The 24,031-nt window shown below is 67.1% G+C and carries 16 protein-coding genes and 2 rRNA genes; 12 read left to right on the forward strand and 6 right to left on the reverse strand.

The features are described 5' to 3' along the window. Positions 1-40 precede the first annotated feature (40 nt). Positions 41-2,875 carry a glycosyl hydrolase-related protein gene (locus AB4030_RS21240; RefSeq protein ID WP_442281190.1) on the reverse strand — a complete coding sequence of 945 codons (2,835 nt, stop codon included), beginning with the start codon at positions 2,873-2,875 and terminating at the stop codon, positions 41-43. Positions 2,876-2,996: 121 nt separating this feature from the next. Between AB4030_RS21240 and AB4030_RS21245 the strand changes: the two genes are divergently transcribed. Continuing rightward, positions 2,997-3,314: a PadR family transcriptional regulator gene (locus tag AB4030_RS21245; RefSeq protein WP_442281205.1), complete on the forward strand. Its 318-nt coding sequence runs from the start codon at positions 2,997-2,999 to the stop codon at positions 3,312-3,314. Beyond that, complete coding sequence (locus tag AB4030_RS21250; RefSeq protein ID WP_442281191.1) at positions 3,311-3,685, forward strand: hypothetical protein; 375 nt, start codon at positions 3,311-3,313, stop codon at positions 3,683-3,685. The genes AB4030_RS21245 and AB4030_RS21250 overlap by 4 nt, the downstream gene beginning before the upstream one ends. A gap of 32 nt (positions 3,686-3,717) precedes the next feature. Here the strand turns inward: AB4030_RS21250 and AB4030_RS21255 are convergent, their stop codons facing one another. From AB4030_RS21255 to AB4030_RS21270, 4 genes are all read right to left on the reverse strand, one after another. Further along, positions 3,718-4,485 (reverse strand): SDR family NAD(P)-dependent oxidoreductase, encoded by a 768-nt coding sequence (locus AB4030_RS21255; protein WP_442281192.1) that lies wholly within the window; start codon positions 4,483-4,485, stop codon positions 3,718-3,720. A gap of 2 nt (positions 4,486-4,487) precedes the next feature. Then, positions 4,488-7,226, reverse strand: coding sequence for an MGH1-like glycoside hydrolase domain-containing protein (locus AB4030_RS21260; RefSeq protein ID WP_442281193.1), 2,739 nt, complete (start codon positions 7,224-7,226; stop codon positions 4,488-4,490). Positions 7,227-7,465: 239 nt separating this feature from the next. Further along, complete coding sequence (locus AB4030_RS21265) at positions 7,466-9,151, reverse strand: DUF222 domain-containing protein (protein WP_442281194.1); 1,686 nt, start codon at positions 9,149-9,151, stop codon at positions 7,466-7,468. Between the two features lie 44 nt (positions 9,152-9,195). Then, positions 9,196-9,639, reverse strand: a complete 444-nt coding sequence (locus AB4030_RS21270) for a hypothetical protein (protein WP_442281195.1) — start codon at positions 9,637-9,639, stop codon at positions 9,196-9,198. A 143-nt stretch (positions 9,640-9,782) separates the two neighbouring features. Here AB4030_RS21270 and AB4030_RS21275 point away from each other — a divergent pair, with 143 nt between their 5' ends. The 4 genes from AB4030_RS21275 to AB4030_RS21290 all read left to right on the forward strand — a co-directional run bounded on the left by AB4030_RS21275 (position 9,783) and on the right by AB4030_RS21290 (position 13,241). Beyond that, on the forward strand, positions 9,783-10,397 hold the full coding sequence (locus tag AB4030_RS21275; RefSeq protein ID WP_442281196.1) for a hypothetical protein: 615 nt from the start codon (positions 9,783-9,785) through the stop codon (positions 10,395-10,397). A 79-nt stretch (positions 10,398-10,476) separates the two neighbouring features. Next, a complete protein-coding gene (locus tag AB4030_RS21280; protein ID WP_442281197.1) occupies positions 10,477-11,400 on the forward strand; it encodes an SPFH domain-containing protein in 924 nt (307 codons plus the stop codon). Further along, a complete protein-coding gene (locus AB4030_RS21285; protein WP_442281198.1) occupies positions 11,397-11,603 on the forward strand; it encodes a hypothetical protein in 207 nt (68 codons plus the stop codon). Before AB4030_RS21280 ends, AB4030_RS21285 begins: the two co-directional genes overlap by 4 nt. Before the next feature lie 102 nt (positions 11,604-11,705). Next, the gene (locus tag AB4030_RS21290; RefSeq protein ID WP_442281199.1) at positions 11,706-13,241 is read left to right on the forward strand and encodes an alpha/beta hydrolase; all 1,536 of its coding nucleotides are present in this window, start codon (positions 11,706-11,708) and stop codon (positions 13,239-13,241) included. A 48-nt stretch (positions 13,242-13,289) separates the two neighbouring features. On the opposite strand, the gene AB4030_RS21295 is transcribed toward AB4030_RS21290, so the two are convergent. Beyond that, positions 13,290-14,312: a LacI family DNA-binding transcriptional regulator gene (locus AB4030_RS21295; RefSeq protein WP_442281200.1), complete on the reverse strand. Its 1,023-nt coding sequence runs from the start codon at positions 14,310-14,312 to the stop codon at positions 13,290-13,292. Between the two features lie 214 nt (positions 14,313-14,526). Between AB4030_RS21295 and AB4030_RS21300 the strand changes: the two genes are divergently transcribed. The 6 genes from AB4030_RS21300 (at position 14,527) to AB4030_RS21325 (ending at position 23,972) form a co-directional block, all read left to right on the forward strand. Continuing rightward, positions 14,527-15,822 carry an ABC transporter substrate-binding protein gene (locus AB4030_RS21300; protein ID WP_442281201.1) on the forward strand — a complete coding sequence of 432 codons (1,296 nt, stop codon included), beginning with the start codon at positions 14,527-14,529 and terminating at the stop codon, positions 15,820-15,822. A gap of 9 nt (positions 15,823-15,831) precedes the next feature. Next, a complete protein-coding gene (locus AB4030_RS21305; protein WP_442281202.1) occupies positions 15,832-16,770 on the forward strand; it encodes a carbohydrate ABC transporter permease in 939 nt (312 codons plus the stop codon). Further along, the gene (locus AB4030_RS21310; RefSeq protein ID WP_442281203.1) at positions 16,767-17,720 is read left to right on the forward strand and encodes a carbohydrate ABC transporter permease; all 954 of its coding nucleotides are present in this window, start codon (positions 16,767-16,769) and stop codon (positions 17,718-17,720) included. The genes AB4030_RS21305 and AB4030_RS21310 overlap by 4 nt, the downstream gene beginning before the upstream one ends. Positions 17,721-17,723: 3 nt before the next feature. Next, complete coding sequence (locus AB4030_RS21315; RefSeq protein ID WP_442281204.1) at positions 17,724-18,668, forward strand: glycosyl hydrolase family 32; 945 nt, start codon at positions 17,724-17,726, stop codon at positions 18,666-18,668. A 453-nt stretch (positions 18,669-19,121) separates the two neighbouring features. Continuing rightward, positions 19,122-20,492, forward strand: a 16S ribosomal RNA gene (locus AB4030_RS21320). A gap of 347 nt (positions 20,493-20,839) precedes the next feature. Further along, positions 20,840-23,972 (forward strand): 23S ribosomal RNA (locus AB4030_RS21325). Together the 16S and 23S rRNA genes form the textbook arrangement of a ribosomal RNA operon. The last annotated feature ends 59 nt before the right edge of the window (positions 23,973-24,031 follow it).

A 24,031-nucleotide genomic window follows, 5' to 3' on the forward strand; every position in this document is an offset into this window, starting at 1 on the left:
TTGGATTGGGGCGGATTGCTCTTTCGATTGTGTGTGTTGGTCAGGGGTGGAGGGGTGCTCCGACGTCGAGGCGCACTGCGGCGATCTCCCATGGGCGCAGCGGAACCCGGACCCGACCATCGGCCACGTCGAGCTGGCTGCCCACCGTGCCGAGCCCGTCGACGAGGGTGGCCTCGTGGACGGGCAGCGCATCGGACCCGAGCACCGCGACGGTGGGCTGACCAGACATGTTGACGACTCGCACCTCGACGGCCGTGTCGGCATCGGTTCGGCGTCGCAGCGACACGAGCTCGACGCCGGAGCCCAGGAGGCTCAGGCCCTCGACCGACGGCAGCGCTCCGGCGGCGGCCCCGGCTCCACGGGCCACGACGACCGGGTGGAGGTAGGCCTCGGTCGCCTCGGCGACCTGCGCAGCGGCCCACGAGCCCTGGTGCGGCATGACGGCGAGCGACAGGTGGCACGGCCCGAGCGCCTGAGCGTCAGGTGTCGGCAGCTGGGGACCGGCCGGCTCGCTGCGGTAGGGGTGCACGTTGCGGCTGAGGTAGCCGATCGAGCGCAGCACCGTCACGGCGATCTCCGTGCCGTCGGCTGACGAGTCGTTGTCAGCGTCCACGATCTCGTACTCCACCGTGCGGCCGACGAGGGTCGCGACGCCTCCCGCGTCGACGAAGCGCTCGGCGGGGAAGGTCGGCAGCGGGTGCTCGCCAACGGGACCGGCCTCCGCGGTGCGGCCTCGCTCCACGACGGCGAGCTGGCCCTGCGCGTGCGACACCCCAGCCGGCCGGGCGGTCGGGACATGAAGCCGCAGCCGGTGGTCGCGGGTGACGTTCTGCCAGTCGAGCCGGAGCCGGACGAAGGGCTCGCCGGATCGCAGCTCGACGTGCATCGCCACGGCGGTGGACTCGGCGGTGTCGGACCGACCGGCAAGGTCGCTCGTGACGGGGAGCTCGTAGCGGCGGTCGACACGGAGCGCGCCGACCACCGGGCCCTCGCTGCCGAGCGCCGTCACCGACACCTGCGTCGGTTCTCTGACGAGCACGTCGTGCTCCGGTGGGGCGTAGTTGTAGGAGTCGCCGGGGTCGCCTCCGTCGACGAGCCGCCCGACCCCGCGGAGGGTGAGCCCGTCGGCGGTGACGGTCAGGGTGCCGTCGTCGTCGGCGCGGACCTGCACGAGTCCGTTGTCGAGCACCCGCTCGCCCTGGCGTATGCCGTGCCGTCCGCCCTCGCTCGCCGGTGCGGTCTCGCTCGCCGGTGCCTCTGGTGCGGTGGGCTCAGCCGGGGTCAGCTCTGTCACGCGAACGGCGGTCCAGCCCAACGGGGGTGCGGGGATGACGGCTGCGAGACGGCGTCGGGGCTCGTCAGCGGTGATGACGTCCCAGACCGCGTCGGGCCCGGATGCGGCTGCCGCAGTGCGCAACCGGGCCTCCGCCGCGATGGCGTCGAAGTCGGGGTCGCCGTGGTCGGCGAGCTGGAAGGTCAGGCGCTGATTGGCCTCGTCGATCTCGATGTCGCGCATCTGGAGACCGAAGAGCTCCCGGTCGTGCACGCGGTGCATGAGCCGCGGCAGGTCGGCGGAGCGGACCCGCTCGCTCGCCAGCTCCGTGGCAGGCCGCGAGACCTCCTGGGCGGGGACCACCCGGCCGCCGGGCAGCTCGAAGCCGACCGCGGACCAGTGCCCTGGCACGGGCAGCGTGAGGTCGATGACGTCATCCCGCTGTGTGGCAAGCGGATTGGCGACGACGACGGACCCGGCCGGACTCAGCGCCTCGGCTGCGGTGAGAGCTCGGTCGCGCACGGCCTGCGCGGCGTGCTCGCCCTCCTGGAGGCGGGCGAGCACCTGCACTGCGGTCTCGTCGACCCCGCACCCGGTCACCGAGTCGTGACACGAGGAGTCGATGACCCGGCGCCAGGCCATGGCCAGGTAGTGCGCCGGCAAGGCCCGAAGGTGCAGGGCCGCGAACGGCTCGGCGTAGCGGGTCAGCAGGCGCTCAGTGCGGGCCATCGCCTCCTTGAGCTGCCAGCGCACCGAGAGCACGCCGGGCAGGATGTTGGCGCGGGCGTGGCTGCGCAGCTCCCCGTCGACGAGGCGCAACGCCTCGCGCGGGTGGCGCGGCTCGGCGAGGTAGTCCGTCAGCGTGGCGACCCGAACGTGCGGCCCGCCTGCGGTCCCGTGGGCGACCTCGTTCAGCTCTGCCACCTCGGCCATCAGTGAGGGAAGCGGTGCGGCGTGGTCGGTGCCGTACATGGCGAGGAAGTCTCCGGCATACGCCCTCGACTGCGTGGCGAGGCGGGCCGCGAGGCGTTCGGCCGCGGCGCCGCTGCCGAAGACGTCGGCGGCGTTGCCGTAGCTGTTGACGAGGAACTCGGTGCGGATGCCGGTGCCGTCGGGGGATCGCCACCAGAACTCGTGGCAGTCCACCTCCGCGGGCACGCCGCGGTAGACGACGGCCTGCTCGATGCCGACGTGCCGCAGCAGCTGGGGCATCTGCGCGCAGTGGCCGAACATGTCGGGCAGGTAGCCGATCGGCATCACCGCGCCGAGGCGGGAGGCGTCGGCCCAGCCCATCTCGAGGTTGCGGATCATCGTCTCGCCCGAGCAGAGGAACTCGTCCATGAGGACGCGCCACGGGCCGATCGCCAGCTGGCCCCGGGCGACGAGCGCGCGGACGGCCTCGGTCTGCTCGGGCCTGACCTCGAGGTAGTCGTCGACCGCGGCCATCTGGCCGTCCATCGTGAAGCGGAAGTCGGGCTCGCGCTCCGCGCGCGCGACGACGTCGTCCATGAGGTCGACGAGACGGAGGCGGAAGCGTTGGAAGGGCTCGTACCACTCCCGGTCCCAGTGCGTGTGGGGGACGAGCCACACCGTTTCGGTCATGGCTCACGATCATGTCAGCCGAGACGTTCCGGTTGCCGGATGCGCGCTGACCTCTTGTCGTAGCCTCTTGTCTCTGCCCTGACACCCTAGGTAGAGTACGACTATGCCACCCCGGATGACCATGGCAACACGGTTGGTCCTCGACGTCCTCTTCAGCGACCTGGCGGCCGACTGGTACGGGTCGCGGATCGGCCAGCTCGCCGGGCTGCCGAGCGGCACGGTCCATCCCATCCTGGCCCGCCTGGAAAGGGTCGGCTGGCTGGAGTCCCGGTGGGAGGACATCGACCCGAGCAGGGAGGGGCGACCGGCGCGCAGGTACTACCGACTCACTGAGTCGGGTGCCACACAGGCGGGGAGGGCCTTGGCCGCTGCGCGCCGGCCGCGACCTGGCTTCGCTGCCATACCGAAAGCTGCGATACCGAAGGAGGGCTTGTCATGAGAAGGAAGAACCAGAGGGCGTCGGTCCGCTTCGCGGCGTCGGCGATGGAGCGGGCCACCGTCGGCGTCCCCTCCGAGACCCGCGATCGCTACCACGACGAGCTCGTCGCGGAGATGCACGACCTCGGGCGGATCGCCGCGTGGCGATACGCCGTCGGGGTCGCCGCATCGGCCTCCACGATGCACGCCGCCCTGACGGACGGCGGACCGCAGCCGGAGCCCGCTCTCCACCTGCCCATTGGCTGCCGCACCAACACCCGCCACGTGTGGCAGACGACCCACACGTCGGACGGCAAGCTGTATCGCGCCTGCGCCCGGTGCGGCAAGGAGTACGTCCCCATGGGTCCAGGGGCCGGCTTCACCTGGGGCTGAGCCGGGTCGCGGCTCGGGGTGTGGGCCGTGCACTAGAGGCCGACGGAGCCCTGCATGATGCCGCCGTCGAGGAAGATGGTCGTCGCCGTCGCATAGGCAGCACGGTCGGAGGCGAGGAAGACGACGGTCTCGGCGATCTCCTCCGGCTTCGCGAGGCGCCGCAGCGGGATCGCCGCATCGAGGGCGGCCAGCTTCGTGGGGTCGGCGGTCGTCGTGGCGTTGATCGGGGTGTCGACGGCCCCGGGGCCGATCCCGACGACGCGGATGCCGTGCGGCCCGAGCTCCACCCCGGCAGTGCGGGTCAGCATCCGCATGCCGCCCTTGCTGACGCAGTAGGGGGTGTTGCCGGGCATCGGCCAGTCCTCGTGCACCGACGTCACGTTGATGATGACGCCGCCGCCGCTCTGGGCGATGAACTGCTTCGCCGCGAGCTGGCTGCCGAAGAAGGCGCTCTTGAGGTTGATCGCGAGCACCCGGTCATAGGCGTCCTCGTCGGTGTCGAGCAGGGAGGTGCGCGTCTCGATGCCGGCGTTGTTGACCCACACGTCGATGCGGCCGTATGCCGTGACCGCCGCGTCGACGAGGCGCTGCAGGTCCGCGACCTTGCTGACGTCGGCGTCGACGCTGATCGCCTCCGAGCCCTCGTGGGTGATCTCGTCGTCGACGGCCTGGGCGTCCTGTGGCCGCGTCACGTAGTCCACGACGACCTTGGCGCCCTCCCGACCGGCGACCTCGCAGATCGCGGCGCCGATGCCGCTGTTACCTCCGGTGACGACAACGACTTTGTCCTCGAGCAGCATGCTCAACTCTCCTTGTGGGCTGGGGGTTCTGGGGGTTCTGAGTGTGTTGCGGGTGGTGGCGGCGGTGCATGGAGCCGCCCGTCGGGCGAGCAGATGAGGTGGGCGACGAGCGCGGTCCACCCGGTCTGGTGCGAGGCGCCGAGCCCGCGGCCGGTGTCGCCGTGGAAGTACTCGCTGAACGTCGGGTGCTCGGTCCACAACGGCCCCGCGCCCTGGTCACGCGGGTGGCTGGGCGGCGGCCCGTCGGGTCCGGGGCGGAAGAGCGAGACCAGGCGGCGCTGCAGCTCGTCGGCGACCTCAGCAAGGCTGGCTCGGTGGCCCGAGCCGCGCGGCAGCTCGACCGTGAGCGCGTCGCCGAGGCCCTCGGCGTGCCGGCGCAGGGCGCTGACGATCAGCACGTTGACCGGCAGCCAGACGGGCCCGCGCCAGTTGGAGTTGCCGCCGAAGAGCCCGGTCGTGGACTCGCCGGGGTCGTACCGGATGTCGAGGTCACGGTCGCCGACCCGCTCGCTGAATCCGTCGCGATAGGCCGCCGACAGCGAGCGCACGCCGTGCGTCGACAGCAGCTGGCTCTCGTCGAGCATCACCTCGAGCAGCCGGCCGAGGCGCTCCGGGTCGACGAGACGCAGCATGCGGTGCACGTCGGGCCGGTCGGTGGTGCCGGCGACGGCGTCCATCAGCTCGGGGCGGTTGGCCTGCAGCCACGCCAGGTGGGTCCGGAGCGTCGGCAGGGTGCTCGTCGCCCACGTCGGCAGCAGGTCGACCGCGAGCAGGGGCAGCAGCCCGACGAGGGAGCGCACCCGCAGCTGGACGGCCTCGCCGGTGTCGCTGACGAGGGCGTCGCAGAAGAATCCCTCGTCGTCGTTCCACAGCGAGATGCCTTGGCTGCCAAAGCTCTCCATCGCCTCGGCGATCCCGCAGAAGCGCTCGAGGAAGGTGGTGACGAGGTCGCCGTAGGCCTCGTCGCGTCGCGAGAGCTCAAGCGCGATGCGCATCAGCGACAGGGTGTTGAACGCCATCCACGCCGTCGCGTCCGACTGCTCGAGCCGCCAGCCCGCCGGGACGTCGCGGGACCGGTCGAAGAGGCCGATGTTGTCCATCCCGAGGAAGCCCCCGGCATACAGGTTCGACCCGTCGGGATCCTTGCGGTTCTGCCACCACGCGTAGTTCAGCAGCAGCTTGTCGAGGATCCGCACGAGGAAGGTGTGGTCGCGCGCGCCGTCGATGACGTAGACCTGCCACGCTGCCCACGCGTGGACGGGCGGGTTGACGTCGCCGAAGGCCCACTCGTATGCCGGGAGCGCGCCATCGGGGCCCTGCGCCCACTCGCGGGTCAGCAGGAGGAGCTGCTCCTTGGCGAAGTCGGGGTCGACGTGGGCGAGCGTGACGCAGTGGAAGGCGAGGTCCCACGTGGCGAACCACGGGTACTCCCACTCGTCGGGCATCGAGATGACGTCGGCGAGGGCGAGGCTTCGCCAGGCCGTGTTGCGCCCGCCCAGGGCCCTCCGGCTCGGCGGGGGAGCCGGCTGGCCGGGGTCGCCCTCGAGCCAGTCGCGCACCGAGTAGCGGTAGTGCTTCCGGCCCCAGAGCAGGCCGGCGAACGCGCGCCGCGCGATGTGCTGCTCGGTCGCGTCGGCCCTGGCGGGGATGACCGCGGCGTAGAAGGCGTCGGCCTCCGCGCGACGTGCGGCGACGACGGCGTCGAAGCCGGCGCTCGTGTCGGTGCTGGTGTTGGGGCTGAAGGGCTCGTCGTCGTGACCCGGCCCGCGCAGCCGTAGGCGCAGGCGCACCGAGGCACCCGGAGCGACGGCCTCCCAGGAGCGGACTACCGCGGCCTTGGTTCCCGTGTGGGCGGGGTTGAGGCCGGACTCGTCGCCGTGGACGACGGCCCGGTTGATGCCGTCCTTGGGCCACGGCGTGCGGCTCGTCGGCGACCCGTAGAGCGCGACGTCGTTGGTCTCGTTGTCGCAGAAGAGCGCCCGCGCCGAGTCGTCCTCGACGTGGAGTGTCAGGGTGCCGAGGAAGGCGTGGGTGGCCTCGAGCGTCGGGCCGCCCGCGTGGCCCGCATCACCCTCCAGGAGCCGGATCGAGGGCGTGCGGTCGTCGCGGCCCCAGGCCCACGTGTTGCGGAACCACAGCTGCGGCACGAGATGCAGGGGCGCCGCATCGGGGCCGCGGTTGGTCGCGACGATCTCGACGCAGATGTCGTCGGGGGCGGCCTTGGCGTGGAGCACGGTGATGTCGAAGAACCGGTTGTCGCCGAGCAGTCCGGTGTCGGACAGCTCGTACTCCGGCTCGTCCCGCCCCCGTGCCGCGTTCTGGGCGACGAGGTCGGCATAAGGGAAGGCGCCCTGCGGGTAGCGGTAGAGCATCTGCGCATAGGAGTGGGTCGGTGTGGCGTCGAGGTGCCACCAGTACTCCTTGGCGTCCTCACCGTGGTTGCCCTGCGGGTTGGTCAGGCCGAAGAGCCGCTCCTTGAGGCGGTCGTCGGCGCCGTTCCACGCGGCGAGGCCGAGGGCAAGGAAGCCGTGGCTGTCGCTGAGGCCGGCGATGCCGTCCTCGCCCCACCGGTAGGCGCGCAGGTGCGAGTGCTCGAACGGGAAGTAGGCCCACGCATCGCCGTCGGCGGAGTAGTCCTCGCGCACCGTGCCCCACTGCCGCGCAGGCAGATACGGGCCCCAGAGGCGCCAGTCCGCGACGCCGTCTCGTGCCGCGCGCAGCCGCTCGTGCTCCGCCGTCATGCGGGCCCTCGACCCACTCGAGCGGGACCGCTGAGTTGCACCATGGTGGCCACCGTAGCCAGCCCCGCTGCACGCGATGGTGAGGCGCGGTGCGGACTCAGCACACGCACAGAATCCGCTCATGAGGCCACTCATGACCGGCCACTCGCGACAGGCCACTCGCGACAGGCCACTCGCGACAGGCCACTCGCGGCAGGCCACTGGCCCCGCCGGCGCCGGCGGGGTGTGGGGCGGGTGACTCAGGTGTGCCAGGTGACGCCGAGAGCGGTGACCGTCGCGGTGAGTCCGCGGTCATGGACCTCGGTGTGGTGCTTCGGACACAACAGGGCAGCGTTGAGCAGGGAGGTGCGGCCGCCGTGTCGCCAATGGATCACGTGGTGGGCGTCGCACCAGCTGGCGGGCACCGTGCAGCCCGTCCAGCTGCAGCCCTTGTCGCGCGCGATGAGGGCGAGTCGCTGGCCCCGGGTGAAGAGGCGCCGTCGGCGCCCCACGTCGAGCGGTTCACCGTCGGCGCCGAGCACCATCGGGATGATCTCCGCGTCGCAGGCCATCCGTCGTACAACACCTGGCGACAGGACGTCGCCCGTCAGCGTGACACCGGAGCCCGAGCCGGTCCTGGGTCGGCCGCCTGCGCAGGTGCCAGTGCTCGCGTCGGAGGAACCCTTGCGCCTGAACGCCTCGGGGATGTCGTCGTGCAGGTCCGCCAGGAGATCGTCGAGGTCGATGAGGACAACGACCTTGGCCTTGTCGGTCGTGGGCACGCCGTCGGCGGAGGCGACCCCGCGCTGGACGATGGCCAGTAGCGCGTCCATGCGACGCCGGGCCGGGGTGCGGTCGTCGGGAGTGACGGTGCGACCCTGCTCGTCCATCTCGGGGCACGGGATGGACAGCGGGTCGATGGCGGACTTGAGGATGGCAGCGCCTTCGGGGTCGAGCACGCCGCGCAGGCCGACCATCCCGGTGGCGTTGGGCTGGGTGAACCACAGTCCGCGTGCGTCGCGTCGGCCGCGGTCGAGCGCGTCCTCGTCGCGGGGCGGCTTGATCTGCTCGGTGTGGTGCCGGACGAGGCGGTTCAGCTCCTCGGGCCGCAGTTGTCGGGCCTGGTCGGTGAGGTCGTCGAGCGCTGTCGTGAGATCGTCCCGGTCGGCGACCGGAGCGGTGCGGCCGTGGAAGTCGACGATCTGTGCCGCGTTGCCGACCGTCACCTGCTGGGTCGCGACGAGCAGGCGCAACCGGGCCCATCGCGCATCGGCCAATGCCGTGTCGACCGTGACGAAGGCCTTGGCCTGCCCAGCCGTCAGGGACGGATCGTGGCTACGCAGCCAGTCGGCACGCGTCAGGCCTTCGGGAGCCTCGACGCCCCGGGACACCAGCTCGGAGACGATGTTGACCAGCGTCACCTCGTGGTTGCGCCGCTGGTGGGCGACCAGCTCGGCCGCGGCAGTGAGGTCCGTGCTCGAGTGCCGGTCGAGGCTGAAACCGGCGACAGCGTCGAACGCGATCGCCTGCTGACGATCGCTGTCGGCGCAGTCGTCCCGGTGCGCGGCCGCGCGCTCGGCGGTGGCCTCGATCCAGGCTGGGTCGTTGACCATCTCGTGCCACTCCGCCTCGGAGAGCGGCTTCATCTCGCGCAGGTCGAGCGAGTCCAGGCTCTCCGCCGACAGCTCGGACCACGGCCCCTGCGGGGCGGTGACCGGCCGCGACTCAGGCGCGACCCGGCGCGTCCGTCGACGCCCCTTCCCCACGGGCGCGGTCGAGGCGTCGGGCGCGGTCGAGGCAGCGGGCGCGGTCGAGGGTGACGGCATACGCCCAGCGAAGCGCTCCCAGAACTCAGGCTCGGACGCGCCACCCGCAGCGCGCTGCCGCGCCTCGAGGTCGGCGAGCCGGCTCCGGAGGAGCTCGAGCGTCGATGGTTCTGGTGCCATGAGTCGAACATACATTCGACCACCGACACTGCTTGAGCCCACCCTCACGCGACCTCGAGGCAGGGCTCGTAGCCAGCCCGGTGGTCCAGGTAGCCGCCCCAACCGTGCGGGGTCACGACGTAGACGTCCCCCTGGAAGGCGCCGCGGAGGTGGTTGGAATATCTCCATGCCATCAGCCAGGCGCTCTCACGCTCGGTGGGGGTGACGCGGCCCTGACGGCAGACGACAGTGACGAGCACGTGGGTGATGCCGTGTCGGCCGGAGGCCCAGCGCTCGGGGACGAGGTGCTCGGCCAATCCGCGGAGGAGCTCGCTGGCGTCGTGCCGGTCGGGCGGCTCGCCGGCGACGGCGACGCTCGCCCCGGTCACCTGCTGCGTAACAAGGTCGACGGCCGCCACGATGACGTGGCCCATCACAAAGGGGCAGATCGCGGCGATGTCGCGCAGGGTCTGCTCGGCGTTCTCGAGGTGCCAGGAGTCGTCAGACATGTCGTAACCGTGGCATGGCGTGTGCAGTCGTCTCAGTGGTTCTCCACAGGGCCGACCCCTGTGGAGAACCCAAAACCAAGAGGAGCGGATCTGCTTGTCTGGTGGTCGATTCCACCGCAGACGACAAGACAGCGAGGCGCGCCATGGGATTCAGCACGACCTACCTGGGTCGGCTCGACATCGAGCCGAAGCTCAACCCGGCGGAGGTGGAATGGCTCACTGCCTATGCGGAGATCGACCGTCGCCACCTCACTGACCCGTACGAGGTGCCGATGAACCCGCGGGCTTTCAGGATCGAGGAGCAGAACAAGCGCGAGGAGCGTTACCGGCTCGAAGCCGAGGCGCGGGCAGCCCGGCCGGCCACGTCGAGGCGCAAGCGACGCCCCACGAGAACAACCCCGGACCCCTTCACCACGTTGACGCCCGGTGACGGTAGCCCGTATCCGCACCTCGACTGGAAACCGTGCCCGACGGGGTGCTGCTTGTCGTGGGACAGCCGCACCGAGAAGTCACGGATGGCCGAGCCGTGGCTGCAGTACCTCATCGCCCACTTCCTCTGCCCAGGCGCCCTGGCCAGCACGAGCGACCGGCCCGACTTCGCCGACTTCACCTTCGACCATGTGCTCAACGGCACCATCGCGGCGGAGCGGGACGACACACGCGAGCTGTGGCTGATCGTGTGTCGCGACAACGAGATCGACACGGTGCAGCTGGTGGCGCCCGACGTCATGCCGTGGGAGCTGGGGTCGTATGCGTGAAGCGGACCGTGGGTCTTCCGGCAGCGCAATAAAAGTGCTATCTAAGTGATATCACTTTCTTTCGCGCTCAGGAGGCATCATGAGCTCCGTCCCGACCCCAGCCCCGACCCCAGCCCCGACCCAGGGACCCGTCGGTCACCAAGGGGTCCTCGTCGACATCACGCAGCGCCCGGCCCTCGCCCTCAACGGCTGGTTCGGCGTCATCGTCGTGGCGGTGTGCGGCGCCGCCATCGCCTATCTGCTCACCAACGACACCACGGGCCTGCTCTGGCTGCCGATCCTCGTCGCCGCTCTCGTGCTCTCGGCGCTCGTCGTCGTGCCGCCGGGGCAGACGCAGGTCGTACAGTTCTTCGGCCGCTACGTCGGCACGGTGGGCCGGTCCGGCTTCTGGTGGGTGCTGCCGCTGACGATCCGCCGCCAGGTCAGCATCCGCGTGCGCAACTTCGAGACGAGCCGGCTCAAGGTCAACGACGCCGATGGCAACCCGGTCGAGATCGCCGCCATCGTCGTGTGGCAGGTGGCCGACACGGCGCGGTCGACGTATGCCGTCGACGACTACGTCAACTTCGTCACCGTCCAGGCCGAGTCGGCGCTACGCCACGTCGCGAACACGCACCCCTACGACGTCGCGGAGGGCGTGGGCACGTCGCTGCGCGGCTCCACCGACGTCGTGGCGGGCGAGCTGGCCGCCGAGGTCGCGCAGCGCGTCTCGGTGGCCGGCGTCGAGATCGTCGAGGTGCGCATCTCGCACCTGGCGTACGCGCAGGAGATCGCCCAGGCGATGCTGCGTCGCCAGCAGGCCAACGCCGTCGTCGCCGCCCGCAGCCGGATCGTCGAAGGCGCCGTGGGCATGGTCGAGATGGCACTCGCCCGCCTGGCCGAGCACGACATCGTGGACCTCGACGAGGAGCGCAAGGCCTCGATGGTGAGCAACCTGCTCGTCGTGCTGTGCGGTGACCAGCCGCCGTCGCCGGTCGTCAACGCGGGATCGCTCTACACGTGAGCCGCCGGCAGGTGCTGCTGCGTCTGGACCCAGCGGTGCACGACGCTCTGGTGCGCTGGGCCAACGACGAGCTGCGCAGCGTCAACGCGCAGGCCGAGCTCATCCTCCGGCGGGCGCTCGCCGAGGCCGGCCGGATGCCCAAGCACGCCTCCCCCCTGCCCAAGCGTGGACGCCCCCGCCGGGCGCCGGACGAGGCCGACTGAGCAACGACGTCACGCCTCGGGATAGGGCCGCGCCCGGAGGTGGGACCTTCGCCTCTGGGTGAGCGGCCACCGCGCCCGCACGCTGAGGCGAGGAGGTGGCAGGTGGGGCGTTCCCTGCGTCGCATCGCAGCCACGGCGGTGACGGCAGCGGCCGTGGGCGTGTGCACCGTGTCGCTCGCCGCGTGCACGACGTCACCCGGCCAGCCCTCGTCGCAACGCACGACCGCAACCACTACCGCCTCCGTCACCACCGCCTCGAGGTCCCTGGCCGGAGTGCCGCTGGTGGCGTGCACGATCAGGGGAGAGCGCCCGACCCCGGCCCAGGCCTCCGCCCTCTGCGGCACGCTGAGCGTCCCCGAGGACCGGTCGAAGCCAGCGGGCCGACAGATCCCGCTGCGCGTGGCCGTCATCCCGGCGAGCGGCACTCGTGCGGCCGCCGATCCGGTCTTCGCCGTGGCCGGCGGTCCGGGTGAGGCGAGCACGCAGTTCTTCGCGTGGTTCCCGTCGGTCTACACCGAGCTCCACGCCGCCCACGACATCGTCCTCGTCGACCAGCGCGGCACCGGCGCCTCCAAGCCCGAGAGCCTGCCGCCGCTGCCGGCCACCACGGGCCTGTCGCGGGCCGTCGCGGACGCCCGACTCGCGACCTGGGCACGCGATGGCCTCCGGTCGGTCGACGTCGACCCGCGTCAGCTCACCTCCACCGTCGCGGCCGACGACCTCGACGCGGTACGCGCCGCGCTGGGCTACGGCAAAACCGACCTCTACGGCAGCTCGTACGGCGCGACGCTCGTGCAGTACTACCTGCGCCAGCACCCCGAGCACGTGCGCGTCGCGGTCCTCGACGGAGGCACGCCACTCGACGTCCCGGTCTTCGAGCGGATGGCGGCCAGCAGCCAGGTGGCCCTGGGGCTGCTGCTGCGCCGCTGTGCCGAAGACCTGGCCTGTCACGGCGCCTTCCCGCGGCTCGACGCCGAGTGGCGTGAGGTCCTGGCGCGGTTCCGGACCCCGGTGCGCGTCGTCGACCGGGCCTCGGGACAGTCCGCAGTCATCGACCAGGCCATGCTGGCCGAGGCGATCCACGCCGCGCTGCTCACCGAAGCGGGCGCGGCGCAGCTCCCGCTCGCGATCCACCTGACGTATGCCGGGAAGTATGTCGAGGCGTCCGCGCTCATCGGCCTCACACCCTCCACCGAGCCCAGCCTCCTCATGGCTGACGAGATCCTCTGCTCCGAGGCGTGGGCCAGGGACGCCTCCGCCGAGGTGGCGCGGCTCGGTGCCGGCAGCTATGACCTGTCGAATGAGCTGCGTCAGGCCCAGAGTCGGGCGGCCATGTGTGCCCACCTCCCGTCGGGCGTCGTGCCGACCAAGGATGCCGACGGGGTCCGGACGAACCTGCCAGTGCTGTGGCTGGCCGGTGACGGGGACCCGCAGGACCCACGGTCGAACCTCGCGGGCGTCGCAGCGCAGCAGCCACACAGCAAGATCGTCGTGCTACCGGCCCAGCAGCACGTCGTCGGGCACCTCGGCTGCCTGCCCTCCGTCGTCGCGGCCTTCGTCGCTGCGGGGAGCGTCGACGGGCTGGACACGTCGTGCGTGGCGGCGGGCTCGCCGGCTCCGCCCTTCCGGCTTCGCTAGCGGCGCTCCACTGATCAGGACAGCGAGCGGATCAGGACAGCCAGAGGATCAGGACAGCGAACGGATCGACCCGCGCACCTGGAGCGGCATCTCGATCAGGTGCTCACCCGGCGCGGCCGCAGGGTCGAGCAGCAGCTCGAGCGCCTGACGCCCCATCTCGAGGTAGGGCAACCGCGCCGTCGTGATGCCGGGCCGCATGTAGGTGGCGATCTCGTCGTCGTCGAAGGAGGCGACTGACAGGTCCTCCGGGATGCGAAGTCCCTTCTCCTGCATGGCCTGCTGGGCGCCGAATGCGACGCGGTCGTTGAGGCAGAGCAACGCCGTCACCGGAGCCCCGGACGCGAGCACGCCCTTGACCGCGTCGTAGCCGTTCCACGGCTCCCAGTACTCGATGTCGGCGACCGCGACTGGCGTCACGCCGGCCTCGTCGAGCGCACGGTGGATCCCGTTGAAACGACGGCCGATCGTCACCGAGATGCGCGGATCCGACCGCGCCACAGGGGCGTTGCCGATGATGGCGATCCCGTCGCGATGGCCGGCGTCGAGCAGGCGGCGCGTGACGGCATACCCAGCCTGCTCCTCGTCGGGGAGGACGGCGACGGGCACGTCGGGGTTGACGCAGTTGACGGTGACGGCGCGCATGCCACCAGGCAGCGGCGGCAGGTCGATGAGGCGAGCGGAGAGGGCTCCGAAGACGAGCCCGTCGACCTGGCGGTCGACCATGGCCTCCATCGCCTTGCGCAGCTGCTTGGGGTGCTTGAACGTCTCGGCGATGAGCACACCGCGGTCGCTCTCGTCGGCGGCGTCGAGCAGACCGCGGATCATCGCCGAGGCGAAGCGGGTGACCGTGACGTCGTCGGAGATGAAGCCGATCGTGCCCGTCGTGCCGAGGCGCAGCGACCGGGCCTGCGCGTTGGGGCGGTAGTCGAGCTCGCGCGCGGCCTCGTGGATGCGGGCGACGGCGTCGGCCGACAGGCGCGAGCCCGGGCGGTCGTTGAGCACGAGGCTCACGGCCGTCTTGGACAGGCCCGCGCGCTCCGCCACGTCGGCGAGCGTCGGTCGCTTGTTCACGTCAACCCCTTCGTGCGGGCGCCGGGGCCCGTATGCCGTGTGGCGCCCTCGAGGACGCCTCCGGGTCACTCTAACCCACCGGTAACGACGGCCGACCGCATCACCGCAGGTGAAATGGATTTAGCAAACCCTTGTGCGCCGTCGAGACAGCCGCTAGCGTTCCGTGCTGAAAGGTTTTAGCAGTGGCGCTGACCTTCACCACCCGGAGGAACCCATGAAGCTCACCTCGACCACCAAGCGCGTCGCCGTCGGACTGCTCGCGGCCGCGCTCCCTCTCTCGATGGCCGCCTGTTCCAAGGGCGCCAGCAGCTCGACCGGCGGGGCCGGTGGCGAGCTGACGATGTGGACCCACAACGCCGGCAACAAGGCCGAGCTCGCGGCGATCACGAACATCGTGAACGACTACAACGCGAGCCAGAAGAAGTACAAGGTCAAGATCCAGGCCTTCCCGCAGGACTCGTACAACCAGTCCGTCGTCGCGGCTGCGGCGTCCAAGAAGCTGCCCTGCATCCTCGACATCGACGGCCCCAACGTGCCGAACTGGGCGTGGGCCGGCTACCTGGCGCCGCTCGACGGCATGGAGGGGACGCTGTCGAAGTACCTGCCGACGGTGCTCGGCAAGTGGGACAACAAGACGTACTCCTTCGGCTACTACGACGTCGCGCTCGTCATGGTGACGCGCAAGACGATCCTCGACAAGTACGGCATCCGCGTCCCGACGACCGAGCAGCCCTGGACGAAGGACGAGTTCACCGCGGCGCTGAAGAAGATCAAGGCCTCGGGAGCGTTCGCGAACCCGCTCGACATCGCGACGAGCTTCACCGGCGAGTGGTGGCCCTACGCGTACTCCCCGATGCTGCAGAGCTTCGGCGGCGACCTCATCGAACGCAAGGACTACAAGTCGGCGGAGGGAGTCCTCAACGGGCCCAAGGCCGTCGAGTGGGCGACGTGGTTCCGCGGCCTGGTCACCGACGGCCTGATCCCACTCAAGTCCGGCGCCGACCCGGCCAAGGACTTCATCAACGGCAAGTCCGCGATCCTCTACAACGGCACCTGGACGGCGGTCGACACCCGCAAGGCGTTCGGCAAGGACACCCTCTTCCTTCCGCCGCCGGACCTCGGCACCGGCCCGAAGATCGGTGGCGGCTCGTGGCAGTGGGGCATCTCGCAGAACTGCTCCGACACCGCCGGCGCGCTGGACTACATGAAGTTCGCGGCGCAGGACAAGTACGTCGCGAGCGTCGCCCGCGACACGAACAACATCCCGGCCACCGACGCTGCCGCAGCCCAGGTGAAGGGATACGAGAAGGGCGGCGAGAACGAGGTCTTCCTCGACTACGCCAAGAAGTTCGCCGTGCTTCGCCCGGTGACGCCCGGCTACCCGTTCATCGCGACGGAGTTCACCAAGACGGCGCAGGACATCCTCAACGGCGCGGACCCGAAGCAGTCGCTCGACCAGGCCGTGAAGGACATCGACGCCAACCAGAAGTCCAACGGCTATTTCCAGTGAGTGACTGAGATGACCACCATCACTGCGGCCGAGGACGCCTCGGCCATCGCGACCCGGAAGAGGAGGCCCGTATCGGGCTCCCGCTCATCGACCACGACGGCGCTGCTCATGCTGCTGCCGGCGGCCGTCCTGCTGATCACGTTCCTGCTCATCCCGATCGGGCTGACGTTCGGGCTCGCGTTCACCAACGCCCGGCTCATCTCGCCCCGGCCGGCGGAGTTCATCGGCACCGACAACTTCGTGCGCCTCTTCCAGGACGAGACGTTCTGGGCGTCGCTGCGCAACACGATCGTCTTCGCCGTGGTCATCGTGCCGCTGCAGTCGGCGTGTGCGCTCGGGCTGGCGCTGCTCGTCAACGTCAAGATGCGCGGGGTCAACTTCTTCCGGACGGTCTACTTCCTGCCGGTCGTCACCTCGATGGTCGTCGTGTCGATGCTGTGGCTGTTCATGTACCAGAAGAACGGCCTCATCAACCAAGTGCTGCTGAAGTTCGGCATCGTCGGGCCCGACTGGCTCGGCGACCCGCACACGGCGCTGCTCGCGATCATCCTCATGTCCGCATGGCAGGCGATGGGCTTCCACATGGTCATCTGGCTCTCCGGGCTGCAGACCATCCCCGGCGACCTCTACGAGGCGGCCGACCTCGACGGCGCCGACACGTGGCAGAAGTTCCGCTACGTCACGTGGCCGGGCCTGCGGGCGACGCGGACCTTCATCCTCATCACCATCACGATCTCGGCGTTCGCGCTCTTCACCCAGGTCAACATCATGACCCAGGGCGGCCCGCTCGACTCGACCTCGACCCTGGTGCTCATGGCGGTCCGCACCGGCTTCCAGCAGCAGCAGACCGGCTACGCGTCGGCGATCTCACTCGCGTTCTTCGTCCTCGTGCTCGCCGTCACCCTGGTCAACCGCTACATCACCCGAGACAAGGACGTCGTCCGATGAGCGCCGCAGCCACCACCGGGGCCGAGACCACGGGGACCCTCGCCCACGTCGCCGAGACCGCCGTCCCCGAGCACCACCGGGGCGGGGAGCGACCGCACCCAGCCCGGCAGGGCCTCGGTCTGCTGATGCGGATCGTGCTCTGCCTCGTCTTCGGGCTGCCGCTGCTCTTCATGGTCGTGTCCAGCTTCAAACCGGACCTGCAGATCTTCGACGACCTCGGCAGCATCAAGGCGTTCCTGCCCACCGGGGACATCTCGGCCGACAACTACACCGGCGTCTTCGGCCGAGTCCCGTTCGCGCAGTTCATGATGAACTCGGTCCTCATCACGGTGGTCACCGTCGTGCTCGGCATCGTCGTCAACTCGATGGCTGCGTTCGCCCTGGCCCGGATCGGGTTCAAGGGCGGTGGCATCGTTCTTGGGATCATCCTGGCGACGCTCATCGTCCCGTTCGAGACGCTCGCTCTGCCGCTGCTGTGGTGGTCGAATCAGCTGCCCTTCCTCGGGCCCGACGGGTTCAGCCAGGGCTGGCTCGACACCTATCAGGTGCAGATCATCCCGTTCATCGCCAACGCCTTCTCGATCTTCCTCTTCTACCAGTACTTCGACTCCATCCCGAAGGAGCTCGACGAGGCGGCGAAGGTCGACGGGGCGGGCTGGTTCCGCATCTACCGCAGCATCGTCATGCCACTGTCGGGGCCGGCCATCGCGACCGTCGCGATCCTCACCTTCCTGCCGATGTGGAACCAGTACCTCTGGCCCCTCATGGCGGTGCAGACCGAGGAGCTGCGGCCCGTCATGGTCGGCATCGACTACTTCAAGCAGCTCAACACCTCGTGGGGGCAGATCATGGCGTACGCGACGATGATCACCGCGCCCGTGCTGATCCTCTTCATCGCCTTCCAGCGATCGTTCATCAACTCCATCGCCAGCAGCGGCGTGAAAGGCTGACTCGTGTTCAAGCTTCCCGAGGCATGGGTGTGGGACTTCTGGCTCGTCGACGACGGTTCGGACTATCACCTCTTCTTCCTCTACGCGTCGCGCGCCCTGAAGGACCCGCACGCCCGGCACTACCGGGCCTCGGTCGGTCACGCGGTGTCGTCGGACCTGGTGCACTGGGAGCGGGTCGTCGATGCGCTCGTGCGCTCGGACGCGCCGGCCTTCGACGACCTCGCGACGTGGACCGGGTCGGTCGTGCAGCACCCGGACGGTCGATGGTTCATGTTCTACACCGGGGCCTCACTCAACGACGTGGGCGCGAACGTGCAGTCGATCGGGTATGCCGTGTCGTCCGACCTCTACGTGTGGGACAAGGCGCCTGGCCCGGTGCTGTCGGCGGACCCGCGGTGGTACGAGAAGTACTCCGACGGGAACTGGCACGACGAGGCGTTCCGCGACCCCTGGGTGCTGGCCGACCCCGACGGGGACGGGTGGCACATGCTCATCACGGCCCGCGCGAACCATGGTGACGCGGTCGACCGCGGGGTGGTCGGGCACGCGTGGTCGGCTGACCTGGAGAACTGGGAGCTGCGGGAGCCGCTGTCCCAGCCCGGGCAAGGGTTCGGGCAGCTCGAGGTGGTGCAGCCCTTCGTCGTCGACGGCCGCCAGGTGCTCCTCTTCAACTGCGGGGTCGGGGACATGCCGGAGGCGGCGAGGTCCGAGGGTGTGACGGGCGGGGTCTGGATCGCAGACGCGAAGTCGCCGCTCGGGCCCTACGACATCGCCGGCGCCCGCCACATCGACGACCCGTCGCTCTACGTCGGCAAGTTCATCACCGACCGGCAGACCGGCGAGACGAAGTTCCTGGCCTTCCGCAACGAGACCGGGGGTCAGTTCATAGGTGAGATCACCGACCCGTACGCCGTCTCCTGGGACGGCGACCGCCTGCGCCTCACGTGAGGGCGGGGAGCTCCGGGCTCCCGGATGTCAGGTGGGACGTGAGGTGGTCAGAGCACCCCTGAAGTTCCTGTACTGTTACTCGAGCAGAAACCGCTGGTTCTGCGTAGGACCCGCTCGGACGGCCTTCAGGCCGGATCACGGGATTTGGTCTTGGCGCGTCCGGCGGGTAAGTTTGAAGGGTTGCCCCGGAGGCCTCCTCGTTGAGGTGGTTGATGGTGTGTGTCCGATTCTTGAGAACTCAACAGCGTGTCAAAAATCGATGCCAATTACCTCGTCCCGAGGCGCGGCATGGTCACTCGAATGGGTGGTTGTGTGGTGTTTTGGGCGAATTATCCTTTGGTTGAATCGAACTTCTAGCTTTTTTGAGCTGGTGGTTCGGCTTCAGTCAGGTTTTCGAGCCCTTCATGGGTTCAAAGTTTGCTCATCCTCTTTTCGGGGGTGGGTGTTTGAACATCAACGGAGAGTTTGATCCTGGCTCAGGACGAACGCTGGCGGCGTGCTTAACACATGCAAGTCGAACGGTGACGATAAGAGCTTGCTCTTGTTTGATCAGTGGCGAACGGGTGAGTAACACGTGAGTAACCTGCCCCAGACTCTGGGATAACCCCGGGAAACCGGAGCTAATACCGGATATGACGCCAACGGGCATCCGTATGGTGTGGAAAGTTTTTCGGTCTGGGATGGACTCGCGGCCTGACGCCGCGTGAGGGATGACGGCCTTCGGGTTGTAAACCTCTTTCAGCAGGGAAGAAGCGCAAGTGACGGTACCTGCAGAAGAAGCACCGGCTAACTACGTGCCAGCAGCCGCGGTAATACGTAGGGTGCGAGCGTTGTCCGGAATTATTGGGCGTAAAGAGCTTGTAGGTGGTTTGTCGCGTCTGCTGTGAAAATCCGAGGCTCAACCTCGGACTTGCAGTGGGTACGGGCAGACTAGAGTGTGGTAGGGGAGACTGGAATTCCTGGTGTAGCGGTGGAATGCGCAGATATCAGGAGGAACACCGATGGCGAAGGCAGGTCTCTGGGCCATTACTGACACTGAGAAGCGAAAGCATGGGGAGCGAACAGGATTAGATACCCTGGTAGTCCATGCCGTAAACGTTGGGAACTAGGTGTGGGTCTCATTCCACGAGATCCGTGCCGCAGCTAACGCATTAAGTTCCCCGCCTGGGGAGTACGGCCGCAAGGCTAAAACTCAAAGGAATTGACGGGGGCCCGCACAAGCGGCGGAGCATGCGGATTAATTCGATGCAACGCGAAGAACCTTACCAAGGCTTGACATACACCGGAATCACTCAGAGATGGGTGCGTCTTCGGACTGGTGTACAGGTGGTGCATGGTTGTCGTCAGCTCGTGTCGTGAGATGTTGGGTTAAGTCCCGCAACGAGCGCAACCCTCGTTCTATGTTGCCAGCACGTCATGGTGGGGACTCATAGGAGACTGCCGGGGTCAACTCGGAGGAAGGTGGGGATGACGTCAAATCATCATGCCCCTTATGTCTTGGGCTTCACGCATGCTACAATGGCCGGTACAAAGGGCTGCGAAACCGCGAGGTGGAGCGAATCCCAAAAAACCGGTCTCAGTTCGGATTGGGGTCTGCAACTCGACCCCATGAAGTCGGAGTCGCTAGTAATCGCAGATCAGCAACGCTGCGGTGAATACGTTCCCGGGCCTTGTACACACCGCCCGTCAAGTCACGAAAGTCGGTAACACCCGAAGCCGGTGGCCCAACCCTTGTGGGGGGAGCCGTCGAAGGTGGGACTGGCGATTGGGACTAAGTCGTAACAAGGTAGCCGTACCGGAAGGTGCGGCTGGATCACCTCCTTTCTAAGGAGCAGTCATTTATGGCAGCCCGGTCTGTCCCCGMRYGTGGGGCAGCGGGTGCTCAAGGGTGGAACATCGATTATTTGACACCGTCCTGGTCGACCGACCTCTAGTACAAGCTGGCAACAGCAGTGGAACGAGGRRAGYGGTCCGGGTGCGGTGTCTGACACGTTGTTGGGTCCTGAAGGATCGGACGACACACACCGGGCCCGGTTGATCCGGGTTCTTGGTGTGTGTGGGCTGGTTTCTTCTGGTCGTGGGCCCTACCGAGGGAGCGAGTGACTCGTTCCGGGTGTGGGGTGCCGGTTGTATTTTGAGAACTTCACAGTGGACGCGAGCATCTTTGTAGTGTTCAAGTTTTTAAGGGCACACGGTGGATGCCTTGGCACCAGGAACCGAAGAAGGACGTAGGAATCTGCGATAAGCCTCGGGTAGTCGATAACCAGACTGTGATCCGAGGATTTCCGAATGGGGAAACCCGGCTGGAGGCAAGTCCAGTCACCCGCAYCTGAATATATAGGGTGTGTGGAGGGAACGTGGGGAAGTGAAACATCTCAGTACCCACAGGAAGAGAAAACAACATGTGATTCCGTGAGTAGTGGCGAGCGAAAGCGGATGAGGCTAAACCGGGCGTGTGTGATAGCTGTCAGGCGTTGCACGTTCGGGGTCGTGGGACCCGCCAGTYGGCTCTGACAGGCCGGCAGGGAGTAAGAAATCTGCGTCATAGTCGAAGAGCATTGAAAGGCTCGGCATAGAGGGTGCGACCCCCGTAGACGAAATGGTGTGGACTCCCGGTGGATTTCCCAAGTAGCACGGGGCCCGAGAAATCCCGTGTGAATCTGGCAGGACCACCTGCTAAGCCTAAATATTCCCTGGTGACCGATAGCGGACAAGTACCGTGAGGGAAAGGTGAAAAGTACCCCGGGAGGGGAGTGAAATAGATCCTGAAACCGTGTGCCTACAATCCGTTGGAGCCTCCCGCCGTTGGGCGTGTGGGGTGACAGCGTGCCTTTTGAAGAATGAGCCTGCGAGTTAGTGCTCAGTGGCGAGGTTAACCCGTGTGGGGAAGCCGTAGCGAAAGCGAGTCCGAATAGGGCGATTGAGTCGCTGGGTCTAGACCCGAAGCGGAGTGATCTACCCATGGCCAGGTTGAAGCGCAGGTAAGACTGCGTGGAGGACCGAACCCACTTAGGTTGAAAACTGAGGGGATGAGCTGTGGGTAGGGGTGAAAGGCCAATCAAACTCCGTGATAGCTGGTTCTCCCCGAAATGCATTTAGGTGCAGCGTCACGTGTTTCTTGCCGGAGGTAGAGCTACTGGATAGCTAATGGGCCTCACCAGGTTACTGACGTTAGCCAAACTCCGAATGCCGGTAAGTGAGAGCGTGGCAGTGAGACTGCGGGGGATAAGCTCCGTAGTCGAGAGGGAAACAGCCCAGATCACCAGCTAAGGTCCCTAAGCGTGTGCTAAGTGGGAAAGGATGTGGAGTTGCTGTGACAACCAGGAGGTTGGCTTAGAAGCAGCCACCCTTTAAAGAGTGCGTAATAGCTCACTGGTCAAGTGATTCCGCGCCGACAATGTAGCGGGGCTCAAGCACACCACCGAAGCTGTGGCATTGACATATTTGCTCGGCACCGACACCTGCGGGTTCGGTGTCCAGGCGTGTTGATGGGTAGGGGAGCGTCGTGTGGCCAGGGAAGCGGCGGTGTGAACCAGCCGTGGAGGCCACACGAGTGAGAATGCAGGCATGAGTAGCGAATGACGGGCGAGAAACCCGTCCGCCGAATAACCAAGGGTTCCAGGGTCAAGCTAATCTGCCCTGGGTAAGTCGGGACCTAAGGCGAGGCCGACAGGCGTAGTCGATGGACATCCGGTTGATATTCCGGAACCGGCGAAGGACCGCCCCTGACGAACCGTGTGATGCTAAGTGCCTGAAGCACGCCCACCGGACCTTCGGGTCCAACGGGCGGGTGGAGCGCACGACCCGATCTCGTAGTAGTCAAGCGATGGAGTGACGCAGGAAGGTAGCCTCCGCGTGGCGATGGTTGTCCACGTCCAAGGGTGTAGGGCGCGATCCAGGCAAATCCGGATCGCACATAAGCCTGAGACCTGATAGTGACCGCGAATGCGGGAAGAGGGTGATCCTATGCTGCCGAGAAAAACTTCTAGCGAGGTTCGAGCCGCCCGTACCCCAAACCGACTCAGGTGGTTAGGTAGAGAATACCAAGGCGATCGAGTGAATCGTGGTTAAGGAATTCGGCAAAATACCCCCGTAACTTCGGGAGAAGGGGGGCCCTGATCGTGACGACACTAGCTGTCGAAAGCGTGATCGGCCGCAGAGACCAGGGAGAAGCGACTGTTTACTAAAAACACAGGTCCGTGCCAAGTCGCAAGACGATGTATACGGACTGACGCCTGCCCGGTGCTGGAACGTTAAGGGGACCGGTTAGCCGCAAGGCGAAGCTGAGAACTTAAGCGCCAGTAAACGGCGGTGGTAACTATAACCATCCTAAGGTAGCGAAATTCCTTGTCGGGTAAGTTCCGACCTGCACGAATGGCGTAACGACTTCTCCACTGTCTCAACCACGAACTCGGCGAAATTGCACTACGAGTAAAGATGCTCGTTACGCGCAGCAGGACGGAAAGACCCCGGGACCTTTACTACAGCTTGGTATTGGTGTTCGGTACGGCTTGTGTAGGATAGGTGGGAGACTGTGAAGCTGTCACGTCAGTGATGGTGGAGTCAACGTTGAAATACCACTCTGGTCGTTCTGGATATCTAACCTCGGTCCGTGATCCGGATCAGGGACAGTGCCTGGTGGGTAGTTTAACTGGGGCGGTTGCCTCCTAAAAGGTAACGGAGGCGCCCAAAGGTTCCCTCAGCCTGGTTGGTAATCAGGTTTCGAGTGTAAGTGCACAAGGGAGCTTGACTGTGAGACAGACATGTCGAGCAGGGACGAAAGTCGGGACTAGTGATCCGGCGGTGGCTTGTGGAAGCGCCGTCGCTCAACGGATAAAAGGTACCCCGGGGATAACAGGCTGATCTTGCCCAAGAGTCCATATCGACGGCATGGTTTGGCACCTCGATGTCGGCTCGTCGCATCCTGGGGCTGGAGTAGGTCCCAAGGGTTGGGCTGTTCGCCCATTAAAGCGGTACGCGAGCTGGGTTTAGAACGTCGTGAGACAGTTCGGTCCCTATCCGCTGTGCGCGTAGGAAACTTGAGAAAGGCTGTCCCTAGTACGAGAGGACCGGGATGGACGAACCTCTGGTGTGTCAGTTGTTCTGCCAAGAGCACCGCTGATTAGCTACGTTCGGAAGTGATAACCGCTGAAAGCATCTAAGCGGGAAGCACGTTTCAAGATGAGGTTTCCAGGCCCGCGAGGGCGAGAGGCTCCCAGCTAGACTACTGGGTTGATAGGCCGGATGTGGAAGCACAGCAATGTGTGGAGCTGACCGGTACTAATAAGCCGATAACTTGACTTACAAAGATGCTACGCGTCCACTGTGCGGTTCCCGAGATACAAACGGGAACACCACCCACT

Origin of the sequence: Terrabacter sp. 2YAF2 (assembly GCF_052114705.1) — a bacterium.
Taxonomy (GTDB): Bacteria; Actinomycetota; Actinomycetes; order Actinomycetales; family Dermatophilaceae; genus Terrabacter.